Source organism: Sedimentibacter sp., from assembly GCF_038562225.1.
Taxonomy (GTDB): domain Bacteria; phylum Bacillota; class Clostridia; order Tissierellales; family Sedimentibacteraceae; genus Sedimentibacter.
The window spans coordinates 803,702-819,118 of the sequence record NZ_JBCFAS010000001.1; the positions used below are offsets into that span (position 1 = coordinate 803,702).

12 protein-coding genes are annotated in these 15,417 nt (G+C 40.7%); 4 read left to right on the plus strand and 8 right to left on the minus strand.

Going from position 1 to position 15,417, the window contains the following annotated elements:
• Positions 1 to 241: 241 nt before the first annotated feature.
• Positions 242 to 1,300, minus strand: coding sequence for a 2,4-diaminopentanoate dehydrogenase (gene ord / locus AAGU76_RS03880; RefSeq protein WP_019228155.1), 1,059 nt, complete (start codon positions 1,298 to 1,300; stop codon positions 242 to 244).
• Positions 1,301 to 1,550: 250 nt separating this feature from the next.
• The gene (locus tag AAGU76_RS03885) at positions 1,551 to 2,945 is read right to left on the minus strand and encodes a sigma 54-interacting transcriptional regulator (RefSeq protein ID WP_342484126.1); all 1,395 of its coding nucleotides are present in this window, start codon (positions 2,943 to 2,945) and stop codon (positions 1,551 to 1,553) included.
• A 134-nt stretch (positions 2,946 to 3,079) separates the two neighbouring features.
• On the opposite strand from AAGU76_RS03885, the gene AAGU76_RS03890 reads away from it, so the two are divergent.
• Complete coding sequence (locus AAGU76_RS03890) at positions 3,080 to 3,565, plus strand: S-ribosylhomocysteine lyase (RefSeq protein WP_342484127.1); 486 nt, start codon at positions 3,080 to 3,082, stop codon at positions 3,563 to 3,565.
• Between the two features lie 234 nt (positions 3,566 to 3,799).
• Here AAGU76_RS03890 and typA read toward each other — a convergent pair whose 3' ends face one another.
• From typA to AAGU76_RS03915, 5 genes are all read right to left on the minus strand, one after another.
• Complete coding sequence (gene typA, locus AAGU76_RS03895) at positions 3,800 to 5,620, minus strand: translational GTPase TypA (protein WP_342484128.1); 1,821 nt, start codon at positions 5,618 to 5,620, stop codon at positions 3,800 to 3,802.
• A gap of 364 nt (positions 5,621 to 5,984) precedes the next feature.
• The gene (locus tag AAGU76_RS03900; RefSeq protein ID WP_342484129.1) at positions 5,985 to 7,160 is read right to left on the minus strand and encodes an amidohydrolase; all 1,176 of its coding nucleotides are present in this window, start codon (positions 7,158 to 7,160) and stop codon (positions 5,985 to 5,987) included.
• Positions 7,161 to 7,183: 23 nt separating this feature from the next.
• Entirely contained in the window at positions 7,184 to 8,182 is a 999-nt protein-coding gene (trpS, locus tag AAGU76_RS03905; RefSeq protein ID WP_342484130.1) for a tryptophan--tRNA ligase, read from the minus strand.
• Positions 8,183 to 8,335: 153 nt separating this feature from the next.
• On the minus strand, positions 8,336 to 9,037 hold the full coding sequence (locus AAGU76_RS03910; RefSeq protein WP_342484131.1) for a hypothetical protein: 702 nt from the start codon (positions 9,035 to 9,037) through the stop codon (positions 8,336 to 8,338).
• A gap of 76 nt (positions 9,038 to 9,113) precedes the next feature.
• Positions 9,114 to 10,472: an S-layer homology domain-containing protein gene (locus AAGU76_RS03915; RefSeq protein ID WP_342484132.1), complete on the minus strand. Its 1,359-nt coding sequence runs from the start codon at positions 10,470 to 10,472 to the stop codon at positions 9,114 to 9,116.
• Between the two features lie 165 nt (positions 10,473 to 10,637).
• Here AAGU76_RS03915 and rlmH point away from each other — a divergent pair, with 165 nt between their 5' ends.
• Both rlmH and AAGU76_RS03925 read left to right on the plus strand, forming a co-directional pair.
• Complete coding sequence (gene rlmH, locus AAGU76_RS03920) at positions 10,638 to 11,117, plus strand: 23S rRNA (pseudouridine(1915)-N(3))-methyltransferase RlmH (RefSeq protein WP_342484133.1); 480 nt, start codon at positions 10,638 to 10,640, stop codon at positions 11,115 to 11,117.
• 167 nt (positions 11,118 to 11,284) lie between these two features.
• Positions 11,285 to 12,673, plus strand: coding sequence for a peptidoglycan-binding protein (locus AAGU76_RS03925; protein WP_342484134.1), 1,389 nt, complete (start codon positions 11,285 to 11,287; stop codon positions 12,671 to 12,673).
• A 36-nt stretch (positions 12,674 to 12,709) separates the two neighbouring features.
• Here AAGU76_RS03925 and AAGU76_RS03930 read toward each other — a convergent pair whose 3' ends face one another.
• The gene (locus tag AAGU76_RS03930; RefSeq protein WP_342484135.1) at positions 12,710 to 14,770 is read right to left on the minus strand and encodes a methyl-accepting chemotaxis protein; all 2,061 of its coding nucleotides are present in this window, start codon (positions 14,768 to 14,770) and stop codon (positions 12,710 to 12,712) included.
• 296 nt (positions 14,771 to 15,066) lie between these two features.
• On the opposite strand from AAGU76_RS03930, the gene AAGU76_RS03935 reads away from it, so the two are divergent.
• Positions 15,067 to 15,291, plus strand: a complete 225-nt coding sequence (locus AAGU76_RS03935) for a MoaD/ThiS family protein (protein ID WP_342484136.1) — start codon at positions 15,067 to 15,069, stop codon at positions 15,289 to 15,291.
• Positions 15,292 to 15,417: the final 126 nt, after the last annotated feature.

The window sequence follows — 15,417 nt, forward strand, 5'->3', positions numbered from 1 at the left end:
TTGTCACGCAGTCTCATTCACCAATGTATTTGCTTCCTATGATCGCATACATTGGGAAGCGCAGTTTCGTTCACATATTTGCACATTCGCTTTCGCTCATGCAAATATGGAACTCATTGCGTTTGAATTACCAACAATTTCTTTCTCCCTAACGGTCGAAGAAATTGGGTAATCATAATCGTTGCGAAATACCTACCGCCATTTTTTAGAAAAACCATCTAAAAAATGGGGTTAGGGCTTCTTATTTAACTATTTTGCATTCTGGATCGATAAGATTTCTCATGTCTCCCATTATTGCTCTTGGAACTGGTAAGTCTATCATAGTTCTCAAACCTGGTTTAGCATTGATAATCTGAGGTATCATGTTTACGCACATAGCTATTGTTCCGATTCCTCCCGGTACTTCAGGTGAGTTAACCATATTGATGTTAGGAGTTCCTTTTATTATTACATAGTCTCCTGTTGTAACGCCTACTTGTTCAGGTTCTATTTGCTGAGGATGATCCATTTCGATTTTCAGTTCTCCGTCTATATAGCCGTAGCCTTTCATAGCAACGCCTGCAACATTTCCAGCTTTTGCAAAGCCGTATGGAGACTTTCTGTCAACATCTGTAACTATTGGGTCCATTGATGTAGTAATTTTTTCAACATTCCAGCCTATAGCATCAGAAATCATGCTGATTGATTCCTGGAATCCAACGTGTCCAGCCAAATGACCTGTTTCAACACCTTTTTTGAACTCTTCAACAGTTATGCCTATACCTTGTTCAGTCATAACTGTTGGTCCAAATGGTGAAAGGCTGTTAACTCTTCTTGATATAATGTGATCAACTGATTCACAGCATCCAGTCATAACTACTACAAGCAAGTCCATTATGAGACCTGGGTTAATACCTGTTCCAAGAATTGATACTCCGTTTGCCTTAGCAATTTCATCAAGCTGTTTAGCAAGTTCTGGCTGTTGAGCTTGTGGATAAGACATTTCTTCTGCACTTGATACAACGTTGATTTTTTTCTCCAAAACAAATTTCAATCTTTCAAAAGCAACTTTTGTATAAGAATCTGTACAGCAAAGAACAACGTCAGCTGCCTTTTCAGTGATTACATCTTCTGCAGATCCAATCAATACTTCTGGTCTGTCTCCTCTTTCAACACCGATTACTTCATACATGCTCTTTCCGATTTTTGATCCTCTTCCAACTGCACCTACTATGTCAACACCTTTTTTGTTAAGTAACATTTTAGCCATACCTGAGCCCATAGCTCCAAGTCCCCATATAATAACCTTTACGTTTTGCATTTATGATTCCTCCTAAAAATTTTTTTAAGTTGCTAATATAATAAGCAATTTGTGTGCCAAAAACGACTGACTGTTAAAACAATAAAATTTGAAATCCTTTTTTCCGCCGAAACATCAGCTTTTTTTCATGCAAATATTTTATACGTATAAATCATTTTCATAATTATTCTTTATTATTTTGTTTGCCGAAAACAAAAATAGCAAATATTTTTGCGCTTACTGCAAATATTTTTGCTATTTTCAAAAAAAATTATATTTTTATCTCATACTTCCTTATTTTGTGCTGTAACGTCTGGCGCTTGATTTTCAACACTTCTGCAGACCTTGTAATGTTGAAATCATACTTTTTCAATGTATCTGTAATTATTTTTTTCTCCAGACCGCTCAGAAATTCATCGATTCCTTCATCTCTCATGCCCTCGTAGTTTAAATCAGACTTATGCACAGGCACCTGAACCGGAAAGTTGCTGCTGTCAAGCACGGTTACACTTTCGTCAGCCATGCTCATGGCTGACATTATGATATTTTCAAGCTCGCGAACATTTCCCGGGTATTCGTAACCTAAAAGCACTTCTTTTGCTTCATCGGATATGGCTATGATTTCCTTGTTAAGCCTTTCGTTGTATTTTTCAACAAACATATCGGCCAAAAGCAAGACGTCTTCCTTCCTCTCCCTGAGAGGCGGTATGTTTATCTGAATCACATTGAGCCTGTAAAACAGGTCCTTTCTTATTTTACCTTCAGACAGAATTTTTTCCGGCTGTTCGTTGCTGGTTGAGATGATTCTTACATCTATGGGTATGTCCTTTGTTCCTCCCACACGTCGTATGTAGCTTTCCTGAAGCACTCTCAGCAGTTTTGCCTGAAGTTCGTATGGCATGGAGTTGATTTCGTCCAAAAGAAGAGTACCTCCGTTGGCTTGTTCAAACAGCCCGGCCCTGTCCACTGCGCCGGTGAATCCGCCCTTGGACGTTCCGAAAAGAAGTCCTTCAAGAAGCGATTCAGGTAAAGCCGCACAGTTTTGTGCAATAAAAGGTTTATCCCGCCTTTGGCTCTCATAGTGAATGCTTTGAGCTATAAGTTCCTTTCCTGTTCCTGTTTCGCCGTATATAAATACTGAAGCCGGATTTTTGGACGCTCTTCTTGCTTTTTCTATTACATCAACAAAATTAGGACTCTCTCCTATGATGTTGTTGAAATTATATTTTCTAATTATTTTTGATTTTGCCATCTGCGGCTTGCCGATCTGATCGTGAAGTTTCAAAATGGTATGTGACATTTCAGTCATCTTGGTTATGTTTTTAGCAACCTCCACAACTGCAATAATCTCCTCGTTGACAACCACTGGAAGCGTTGAATTGATTGTGGTTATTTCCTTACCGTCCTTGTTAAGGTACGTCTGCTTCTGGTTCAGTGTGCTTTCCCTGTGCTGCAGAGCTTTCAGCAAGGTGCTGTTCTCGCCTGTAAGGTTCTTAAACACTTCTCCGAAAGGCTTTTTGATTACTTCCTTTGTCTCCATCTTCTCAAGCTTGGACATGGAATCATTATATATTATTGTGTTTCCGTTTTTATCAAGAACATGAACTCCTTCGTCTATCAGGTGCAAAATATTTTGCAGTATTGACATCAACTCTTTAGCCTTCATCTAATCCTCCTGAATTAGGACTTTCACCTGCGATTATATCACATGATTTGATTGTTTACAATGTTTTAAGTTTACTTTTCAGCGTTTGTGTTGTAAAATTGTATTCATAAAGTTACTTTTGTTAAGGAGAAAAAATGAAAAAGATAGAAAGTTTTCAAGTGAATCATATTGATTTAAAACGAGGAATTTATGTTTCCAGAAAAGATATGGTGGGAGACAGCATCGTTACCACCTTTGACATAAGGATGAAGGAGCCAAACCGGGAACCTGTTATAAATACAGCTGAAAGCCACACCATCGAACACATCGGAGCAACTTTTCTGAGAAACCATACGGTATATGACAGCCTTACAGTCTATTTCGGGCCCATGGGCTGCAGAACAGGTTTTTACGTTATATTCAAGGGAGAACTTAAATCGTCGGACGTAGTGGACATAATAAAGGAAATGTTTGAATTCATAATGAATTTTGAAGGTCCGGTGCCCGGAGCCGATGCCATGTCCTGCGGCAATTACCTGGACATGAACCTGCCCATGGCGAAGTTTGAAGCTGCGAAATTTTACAATGAAGTGCTGCTCCATCTTACAGAAGCAAATTTAAACTACCCTTCTACTAATTAAGAATGAAGAATTAAGAGTTAAGAATTATGGATAGGATTTGTGCAACGCACAAATCCTTATTACTTTTTAATTTAAAGATGAGATTCTTCGCTGCGCTCAGAATGACAGCATCGCATTTATCGATAGTCTGATTCTGAACGCAGTGAAGGACTTTAAATTTTTTATGAAATAAAAACAAGGATTTGTGCTAGGCACAAATCCTTTCATCAATTCTTAATTCTTCACTCTTAACTCTTAATTTGTCTTTAGCTTGTTTGCGTTCTTTCTTCTTTCCATTTCGGTGAGGTGTCTCTTCCTCAGCCTTATGCTGTCCGGAGTTACCTCCACAAGCTCGTCGTCGTTTATGAATTCAAGAGCAGCTTCCAGCGTCATGATTCTTGGAGGTGACAGCTTAATGGCGTCATCTGCCGAAGAAGATCTTGTGTTTGACTGCTTCTTGGCCTTGCATGGGTTAACAACAATGTCTTCACCTCTGGAGTTCATGCCTATGATCATTCCTTCATAAACCTTGTCTCCCGGATTAATGAACAGTATTCCCCTGTCTTCCAGGTTGTTCAGCGAATATGCTATTGCTTCCCCCTGGTCGTTAGAAATAAGAACACCGTTTGTTCTTTGAGGAATTTCTCCCCTGAATTTTTCATAGTGGTCAAAGCTTCTGACCATTGTACCTTCGCCTCTGGTGTCGTTGATGAGCTCTGTACGGTATCCCAGAAGTCCTCTGGTTGGAACCATGTATTCTATCTTCACGAAGTTTCCGTCGGGAGTCATGGAATTCATCATTCCCTTTCTCAGGTTGAGCTTGGAAATAACTGAACCTGAATACTCTTCCGGAACATTTATTATAACTTTTTCAATAGGTTCCTTTACAACGCCTTCTTCTCTGTGAAGAATAACCTCAGGTCTGGAAACAGCAACCTCGTATCCTTCTCTTCTCATGTTTTCAAGAAGTATTGACAGATGAAGCTCTCCCCTGCCGGATACCTTGTAGCCGTCCACTGCTCCCTCAAGAGGTTCAACCTTTAATCCCACGTTAACCTCAAGTTCCTTTTCAAGCCTTGCCTTCAAATGTCTGGTAGTCACGTATTTACCAGATAATCCTACAAATGGGGATGTGTTGATAAGGAAATTCATTGACAGCGTCGGTTCCTCTATTTTTATAGTCTCCATAGGGAGAACCTTATTTTCGTTGCATATGGTGTCTCCGATGGATATGTTGGAAATTCCTGACACCACAACAATATCTCCGCTGCGTGCCTCTTTTACCTGCGTTCTTTTAAGGCCTTCATATACAAATATATTGGTGATTTTCTGCTTTTCCACGGTACCGTCGTGCTTGGCAACAGACACTGTCTGGTTTTCCTTCAGTGTGCCTGCCGTAACTCTTCCTATCCCAAGCCTTCCGATGTAATCATCGTATGCCAGGGATGACACCTGAAGCTGAAGGTCATCAGAGTCTCTGTCAGGATAAGCTGATACATGGTTAATAATTGTTTCAAACAGCGGTTCAATGCTGTCACTTTCCTGATCAAGCTCGTACTGAACTAGACCCTGCTTTGCAACCCCGTACAGTATGGGGAAATCCAGCTGTTCATCATTGGCATCGAGTTCCACAAACAGGTCAAATACCTCGTTTACAACTTCCTCAGCCCTGTGATTTTTCTTGTCTATTTTATTTATAAGCAAAATCGGTCTTAAACCTATATTAAGCGATTTCTGAAGCACGAAACGAGTCTGAGGCATGGGTCCTTCTATGGAGTCAACCAAAAGGATAACCGTATCTACAGTCTTCATTATACGCTCTACTTCCGATGAGAAGTCGGCATGTCCCGGCGTGTCTACAATATTAATTTTAATGTCTTTATGCATTACCGAGCAGTTTTTGGAATATATGGTGATTCCTCTTTCTCTCTCGATGTCGTTTGAATCCATTACCTGATCCACAACTTCCTGGTTTTCTCTGAAAACTCCGCTCTGTTGCAGAAAAGCATCCACAAGTGTTGATTTTCCCGCATCAACGTGCGCTATTACTGCTATATTAATTATTTTTTTCTTCATAGTAACCTTCCTCATTTTTTCCACAGCTTAGTTTATTCTTTTTAAGGACAATTTGCAAGTTTTTTTTATAAATATTTATAAATTTTTTCGCTTTTTCGCGCAATTTAAAACGGAACGCATTACGGTTCCGTTTATCTCGATAATTCAGCAATTTTCATGCTTATATAAAATGACCTGTTACAGATTGAAGCTCGTTGTTTATATAAATATTATTTTGCAGATGACTGCATAAATTATTATCATTCTTGTTCTAATGACAAATTAAATACGATAATCCTTTTGGTGTGGGATATATACGGTTATTTCGATTTTGTAAGATCCTTCGCAAGCTCAGGATAAGCATCTGACAAAATTAAAATTTTGGTCATATGCTTACTTTATTGTTTTTGTAAACCACTTTGCCGTCTATTATGGTCATTGCTGTCTCGTAGTCCACATCCAGCAGAGGATTTCCCCTGAAGATTGCAATATCCGCATCCTTACCCGGTTCCAGGCTCCCTACCCTGCTGCCGATGCCGTTTATTTCAGCCGGGTTGATTGTGATAGCCTTCCATGCTTCTTTCTCTGAAAGTCCTGCCTTTACTGCCATGCCGGCACACATTCCTATATGCTGTATTGGAATCACGTTTGAATCTGTGATGATTGCTATCTTAAGTCCGGCGTCTGCCAGTATCTTGGGAGTTTCAAAGCTTTTATTCCTCAGCTCATACTTGGTCCTTGGTCCGAAAGTCGGCCCGATGAGGCAGGCTTTTCCGGCTTCTGCAAGCTCTTCCGGGATCAGATGCCCTTCCGTGCAGTGGTCAAGTGTTATATCAAGGTCAAATTCCTTTGCTATCCTGAGAGCCGTAAAAATGTCATCAGCCCTGTGTGCATGTGCTTTCAGCGGAATCTCCTTTTTCATAACCGGCAGCATGGCGTCAAGCTTCAAATCGAAATCTGGCTTTCTGTCCGGGTCTTCCACCGAAGCCTCCAAATCCTCCATGTACTGTCTGGCTTCATACAGAGTCTCTCTGAGCATGGCAGCCACAGCCATTCGTGTTACAGGTGACTTGTGCTGTTCGTTATACACCCTTTTGGGATTTTCTCCGAATGCAATCTTCATGGCAACCGGATCTTTGATGACCATGTCGTCAACCTTCTTACCGTAAGTTTTCATTGCAAGAAATGAACCGCCTATTACATTTGCACTTCCGGGACCTGTTACGGCAGTAGTAACTCCGCCTTCTATGGCGTCCCTGAATCCTTGGTCCATGGGATTTATTCCGTCAATGGCTCTCAGCTGAGGGGTGATCGGCTCCACATCCTCGTTGCCGTCCTCTCCTTCAAAGCCTATGCCTTCTTCAAAGAGTCCTATGTGGCAGTGGCCGTCCACAAGGCCCGGCGTAACCAGCATCCCCTTGGCATCAATTATTTCTGCATGTGCCGGTATTTCCAGATCTCTGCCCACTGCTTTTATTTTGCCGTTTTCCACAAGAACCTGTCCGTTTTCTATGTCTTCACCGCAAATGGTCTTTACGTAACCGTTTATTATTGCTAACATTTTTCCTCCATTAAAGCTGTCTTTTATCTAGGTATGAACCCTACTTTTTTGTATGCTTTTCTCAAAGTCTTTCGAGCAACAGCTTCAGCCTTTTCTGCTCCGTGAACGTAAATTTTTTCAAGATAGTCCTTGTTGTTCAGCAGATAATCTATTTTTTCCTGTATAGGTCTTAATTCTTCAATGACAATTTCAGCAACGTCATCCTTAAACCGGGCATATCCTTTGCCTTCATATTCCGCAGCTATTTGAGCCGGTGCCTTACCGGTTATCTTTGAGCTGATGTTTATGAGATTCTTGACTCCCGGCTGTGAATCGCTGTACCTCACAACTCCCTCGGAATCTGTCACGGCCCTCTTGAATTTTCTCCTGATTGCATCTGCATCATCCATAAGAAGTATGAATGCATTGTCGTTTGCATCTGATTTTGACATCTTGCTTTCAGGTTCCTGAAGGCTCATGATTTTCGCTCCGTCCTTTGAAATGAAGGGCTCAGGAATCTTGAAGGTTTCGCTGAAACGGTTGTTGAATCGCTGGGCGATGTCTCTTGTTATTTCCAGATGCTGCCTTTGGTCTTCACCCACAGGAACCAGGTCTGCCTGGTACAGAAGTATGTCGGCTGCCATCAGCACAGGATATGTGAACAACCCTGCAGTTATTGCATTTTGATCCTGTTTTTTGGACTTGTCTTTAAACTGGGTCATCCTTCCCAGTTCACCATAGTAAGAAAAACAATTTAACAGCCATCCCAGTTCAGCATGGGCTGAAACGTGCGACTGAATGAATAAAGTGACCTGTTCGGGATCCAAACCGGCTGCTATGTAGTTTGCCAGAACTTCCAGCGTGTTTTTTCTCAAATCCTTAGGTTCCTTGGGTACAGTGATGGCGTGCATGTCAACAACGCAATAGTAGCTATCATATTCGCTTTGAAGTTTCACCCAGTTTTTAAGGGCTCCCAGATAATTTCCCAGTGTCAGTGAACCTGAAGGCTGCATACCGCTGAATATAACTTTTTTGTTTTCCATTTTAATCCTCCAAATAAAAAGAGCTTTCTTCCGAAAAGGACAAGAAAACCCGAAAAGTCCCGTTTTTGTGATTATACTACAACAGAATTTATTTGTCAAAAAAATTTAGCCTGACATTTCAATAGTCTTTCTCCGTCAGGCGAGACAATGAGGCTACATTCCTGCAAGATATGTTATTACCAGAAATATAATCTGGGAAGCTTCAATAAACAGTCCTTCCACCGAGCTTGGGAGAGTCTTGATTTTTTTATCAGCCAATGAAACTGCCAATCCTGAAACAATGTATGTAAGCGCCAGTGAAATGACCAGCCTGTAGCTGAACAGAGCTGATAGCGCAAACGACATGGCGAAGGCGGCAATTACGTGGTACCTGCCGCAGTGTTTCATGACCGAAGTGAATTCCTTGTTTCTTTTAATTATAGGACTCAAAACCATAAGATTGGAGTATCCTGCCACACACATCAAAATAACAGCCGGTGGTGACACCACCTTAAAAAGGGATACGTAAAGAAGCAGTAAAAGCACGACACCAATAGTTCCTACAATCTGTTCGGACTGGTTTTTGGGCTTGACAATATAGTTTAAGGTCCTGTAAACGTCCGTTAGGTTTACTGCCCTTGTTGCAGCGCAGTAAAGGCACAAAACAAGAATGCTTATGAAAAAGCCGTCGTAGACGTACCTGAGCGTTAACAGCAAAAAAGCAGCAAAGCCGACAGCCAGTCCAATTACAGGCAATGCCAGTATGCCGTTTTTAAAGTCTTCGTCATTTGAATCCGCGTATATGGTAATATTTATGCAGGTATACTTCCTAAGCATCAACACTGTGCCGATTACAATGCTCCTCAAGTCAAACATGTTTTTAACCCTCATACTGTTTTTACCATTATACCACACCGAAAATAATTATTAAATATTTTTATTTAACTGTATATTATAAAATGTTGTAAAGCCTCAGCAGCATTATGTATGTCTCCTGATATGTGCAGTAGCCGTAAGGGTTGAATCTTGTTCCGTAGCCCTTCATGAGTCCCCTGGAAGCAACAAAGTATATGAAAGGTTTATCTGACTTGCTGACATTGTATAAGTCGTCATAGAAAATTTCGCTGTAATCGGATATGTCCGTACCGAATTCATCAGCTATGTAACTCATGAGCTTGGCAGCCTCCAGCCTTGTCATGTAGCTTTCCGGTTCAAGCCCTGCGCTTTCATGGCTAATTATGCCCATTTGATACGCCTTAAATATTCCTTCCCTGCTGCTGCATAGAAGGTTATCCTCAAATTCATAGCTTATGCCGTCGTCCAGGAATATTTCTCCGTTCACCGGATCGATGGTCACATGTTCTTCCTGAGTGTTCAGGTTGAAACTGGTGTTTAAATTATCCGATCCATACCTGTTTTCAACTATGTGCATGGCTATTGTGTAGAAATCTTCTTTAGTAATGTAGGCTTCATAAATACCATCGAACTTCTCAGGAATAAGCGATGCGTTTTTCATTGCAGTTATAGTTGATACCGCCCAATTGTCAGGTTCCTGCGGTACAGCATCCATCCATAGCCTTGATTCCTCATCTACCGAATCAAAGCATATGTCAAATACACGCGCCAGATACTCAACCTTTTCATGAATAACTTCGTTTTCCACACTGTTTAAGTTTCTTAAATAATCCGGATGAAGCTCTGTGTACCAGATCAAATCCGAAATTTCATCATCAAAGCTCTTGGCGGAATGCTTGTTCAAAAAAATTTTTTCGTAATTTTCATTCCAGCTGCCATATTCAAATCCTTCGTTAAATTTTGAGAATTCTTCTTTGAGCTTGTCATATCCGTAGAGTTCAAAAATATATCCGCTTATGAAATGTCCCAGTTCATGAACTGTGCTTTCTTCTGAAGCAATGCTGGTTCCTTTGTAAAGTCTGCTGGGGAAGGCGTTGATATGAATAGTTGCCGAATCATCGGTCAATATGTAATCTGTAAAAAGCTCAGCGATTATTTCTGTTTTGTTGATGACCACATTTGTTTCAATGTTCTTTTGATCATAGGACTGCGTTATTTCCTTTATGACACCTTCCGGAAACCTTCGGAGGCTTCTTTCAAGCACAACCAGGCATTCCTTCATGTCAATGCCTTCGTCTTCGTCTGATATCACGACGTTTATGCCGTATTTTTCCTCAATAACTGATTTTATCTCATTTTCATTAGGAGGTTCAATCGCTGCTGTAAAGCTGTAAGCCGGAGAATTAATCATGCCGACAAATAATAAGATACTTACGATTCTTTTAATTGTATTCATATATACCTCCGTTCAAGTTGATAACAGTATGAAAATTATAGCATATTTAAAAAACATTTTCAATACATATTTGTAAACGTTTTACCAAAATATTTCTGTATAACTTGAATTTATCTATATATTATTATATTATTCTAATATAATTTAATAACTAAAAGGTGCCAAATGAAAATTACAATAATTTCTGTCGGAAAAATAAAAGAAAAATTCTACACAGACGCTATAAAGGAATATGCCAAAAGGCTTTCAAAATTCTGCAAATTCACTGAAGAAGAGATTCCCGACGAAAGAGCCGATGAAAGTTTCTCTCCTTCCGAAATAGAGCAGGTAAAAATTAAGGAAGGAGCAAGGATTCTGTCAAAGATTCCAAAAGGATCCTATGTGGTAGCTCTAGATGTGAGAGGTGTTTTGCTTAGCTCTGAAGAGCTTGCAAAAAAAATCAGCCGTCTTGCTGTGGAAGGAACTTCTGAAATAACATTCATCATAGGAGGAAGCAACGGCCTGTCCGATGAAGTTTTATCATCCGCCGACTTCAAGCTGTCATTTTCAAAAATGACGTTCCCCCACCAGCTGTTCAAGGTCATTCTCATAGAGCAGATCTACAGGGCTTTTAAAATAAACGCAGGTGAGTCATATCATAAATGATTGCTCTCCTGCCAGAATATCCGTAGAGAGTTAATCTTCTTACATCTTCTGACTTTGCAGCTCTCATTTTTTATCCTTTCAATTATTATTCCAGCATGTAATCAATGACAATGTGCAACATATATTAAAGTAAACCATCTAATTATTAGTAACATTTGGAGGATTACATGGGTTTTCAAATATCTGAACAATCATATATTTACCTGCCTGAAACAATAACCGTCCATACGGGGCCGCCGGATTCCCAGGCAGTGAATGTGACTTTGCCTTTCATTGATTATGTTAAGAATGTTGCCAGCAGCGAATTGTATCCAACCTGGCCTGAAAATGCCATAAGAGCCAATGTTCACGCCATTGTGTCAATTGCACTTAACAGAATGTTCACTGAGTGGTACAGAAGCAGAGGGTATGATTTTGACATAACCAGTTCAACCCAATTCGACCAGTCATTTGTGCCTAACAGAGAAATCTATGGCAATATATCCAGAATCGTCGATGAAACCTTTGACGATTACATAGTGAGAGGAACAAGGGTGGAACCATTATATGCCGTTTTCTGCGACGGCCGGATTTCCCAGTGCAGCGGAATGTATCAGTGGGGGACTGTGGATCTGGCAAACGAAGGTTACACTCCTCTTGAGATACTCAGATATTACTACGGTCAGGATGTAAACCTGGTATTAAATGCTCCAGTGGGAGAATTCATAGCTTCGTATCCTGGTTTTGACCTTAAACTTGGTGACTCTGGCCAGCCTGTGTATTTTCTGCAGCTGCAGCTTAACAACATTTCAAACAACTACCCGGCAATTCCAAAAATTCTTCCTGTTGACGGTGTATTTTCGCCTCAAACGGAAGCTGCTGTAAGGTCATTTCAATCAATTTTCAACCTGCCACAAACGGGAGTCGTTGACAAAGGCACCTGGTACAGAGTCAGGTACTTACACGATGCGGTTAGGAAATTGGCAGAATTGACATCAGGAGGCTTGTTCATCAGCGAGCTTCCTGTAATAAGAAACGGAATAGTTGTTCCAAGAGTACAGCTGGTTCAATACTACTTAAACGTGCTGTCAGCATACTATGATACCATTCCACCTGTGGAAATCACCGGCGTGCTTGATGCAGCCACTAGCAATGCACTTGTTGAATTTCAAAAGACCATGAACATCCGCCCTGTTGGCATCATAAGCGATGAAACGTGGGCAGTCATAAACAATATGGCTTTAGGGATATTCACCAACCTGACGCCTGATGCAGTAACTCTTCCGTACATTAATTACCCCGGAATAATATATGAAATAGGTGAAATAGGCCCTGGAGTACCTGTAGTACAACTGTACCTATATTACATTGCATCCAGGATTCCAAATATACCCAGCATACCCTACAGTCAGCTGAATTTTGAGTTCAGACAGGAAATGGAATCTGTCGTAAAGGCATTTCAGCAGGAATTCGGCCTGGAACCGGACGGTATAGTCGATGAAGAAACATGGAACAAGATGGTTGAAGTGTATCTGGATTTAAAGAGTCAGGAATTAAACACTCCGCCAACAGCATAAAACCTCTGCCCCGCAGAGGTTTTTATCTGTTGGTTACTATTTTTTCAAAGTGAACTTCATGACCAGACTTCTCAATATCACTGCCTGGTTGGAAAGCTCCTCACTGGCGGCCGCACTTTCTTCGGCTGTTGCCGAGTTGTTCTGAACAACTTTGGAAATCTGGTCCATGCCAATTTCGATCTCCTTTATGGAAGACGATTGTTCCGCGGTCTCTTTTGAAATATCTTCTATCAGTTCTATGATGCTGTTTGTTTCATCTACTATCTTTTCCATGGTCTTTTCAGTATTGTTTGCTATGTCGGTACCATTCTGCACTGCCTTGATGGTATCCTGAATGAGAAGGGCTGTGTCTTTGGCTGCGCTGGCGCTTTTGCTTGCCAGGTTTCTCACCTCGTCTGCCACAACTGCAAATCCCTTTCCTGCAGAACCCGCCCTTGCTGCTTCCACAGCGGCATTCAGTGCCAGTATGTTTGTCTGGAATGCAATGTCTTCAATTGCCTTGATAATCTTCTCAATTTCCGCAGCCTTCTGATCTATGATGTTCATGGCATGGACTGTCTTTTTCATCTGTTCCCTTCCTTCCTGAAGGTCTTCATTTAAGACAGCTGCCTTTTCATTGGCGTAGCGGGAATTTTCGGCATTTTTTTCAACTGCCCCTGATATTTCCTGAAGCGTTGCAGATAATTCCTCCACAGAGCTTGCCTGTTCCGAAGCACCCTGGGATAAATCCTGTGATGCTGTTGCAACCTGGTCTGAACCTGACGCCACCTCATTTGATGAGCTCTGTATCTCCTTGAAGGTATTGTTCAACGAGTTTATTATATTGTTCATTGAATCCTTGATAGACTTGAAATCACCCACATATTCATTATCAACACTCATGGTAAGGTTTCCGGAAGACACATTGTTTAATACAGTGTCGATATCGTTAATGTAGCCGCTGAGTGCTTTTGATGTTTCCATGAAAATTCCATTCAGCTGCCCCAATTCATCATTTGTCTTCACATTGTTTTCTTCCTGCAGGTTAAGATTTCCGTTTCTCATGTTTTCGGCAGCTTTCATTATTCCGTCTATAGGCTTAAGTGCTCTTTTCATAAGCAGACTGCTTAGCAACGCCAGAACCAGGAGGCCTGCAGCTGCAGTCAATACTATGACCATGACAATACCCTTTACCGATGAAAACACTTCACTTTTGCTTACAATGAAGGCGCTTGACCAGACCTCATCCGTAAGGCCGACTTGGACAGGTGCATGATACACCAGGTATTCACTTCCATCAGCATCGGAAACGCCGTAACGGAATATGCTTTCTCCGCTTTTTACCGCACTTATAAGTTCACCAGACACATCAAATTCATTTTGATACGAGGAGCCAACCATGCTGTCGTTTTTTGAATGGGCTATATGCGTTCCCTTGTTGGTCAGTATGTAGCTGTAGGATGTTTCATAACCGCCTGTATCATAGTCCAGGCTGCTGATGGATTCAGTCAGAATATCGCAGCTTGCAATTCCCAAAAACCTTCCGGACTCATCAATTATGGGATTGCTTATTGTTATGAGCCATACGGTTTCTCCGGTTGAGAGCTGATAGGAATACGGTTCAGTGGCATGGGACTGAAGCTCATTTTTAGGAGCTGTATAGTAATCCCCTGTTGAATATACATCGTAATCCTGAAGAATATCCATGTCGATTGAGTTTCCGTCACGAAATGCATAGTATGAGTAACCGTTGGGGCTATCTTCGTAAAATGCATCCGGTTCAAAAGCAAAGTAAGCAGAAAAAATTCTTTCATCATATAATACGTCATTTAATGAACTTTCAAGCATTTCATTGGCAGCTTCAAAATCCATGTCCTTGTACCTCAAAACTTCCTGAGACAACGTTTTTGAAATATTATTCATGGCATCAAGATAGGACCTTGCCATATATGCGTTTGCCTGCGCAATGTAGTTGATTTCGTTCTTGATTTTTTTCTCCATGGCATTATGCAGCATAAGACTCAGTATAATGCACATGGATAGCATGACTGCAGCAATCACGCCTATTACCTGCAGCGGTATTTTAACTGTAAGCTTGTTCAATTTTTTTATTTTCATATATGTCTCCCAAGGTTCTTTATACATATATCGTACTGTCTCGATGAATATTTAGCATAAATAAACAGATTCGACAAATTTTTTAAGTTGTCTATGCATTTTTGCATTTGCTCTTTTAGCCAAACCACAAATGCTGAATTAAATCTATCCTCAAATTTCAAGCAGCCGAAACTTTGTCTATAAGTTCACATAATTGAATATAATTTACTTTTAGTATCTTTTTCTGCTTGTAAAAGCGTTTTCTATGTGCTATAATAAAAATTGGTAATAACTAGAAACACAATAGGATGATTTTTATGGAAATAGAAGTAAGGTTGTTTGCCACCTTCAGGGTAGGCAGATTTCAGAAAAAACGATTGTCCTTTCCCGAGGAAGCCACTGTATCGGATGTATTGAACAGCTTGGACATTAGCAGGGAAGAACTGGGATTGGTGCTGGTGAACGGAGCATACAGGGAAGTTGATGAGAAATTAAAGGCTGATGACATTTTGGCAGTATTTCCTCCTGTGGCCGGAGGTTAATTCCCGATTCACAGTTGACCTAATGGGCCTCTGTGAACAGTAGGGCGTAAAAAGCAATTTTTACACCTGCCATTGCGCAAAGGGATGCAAATAAACGGTTGTTTATTTGTATCCCTTTTATTTTAA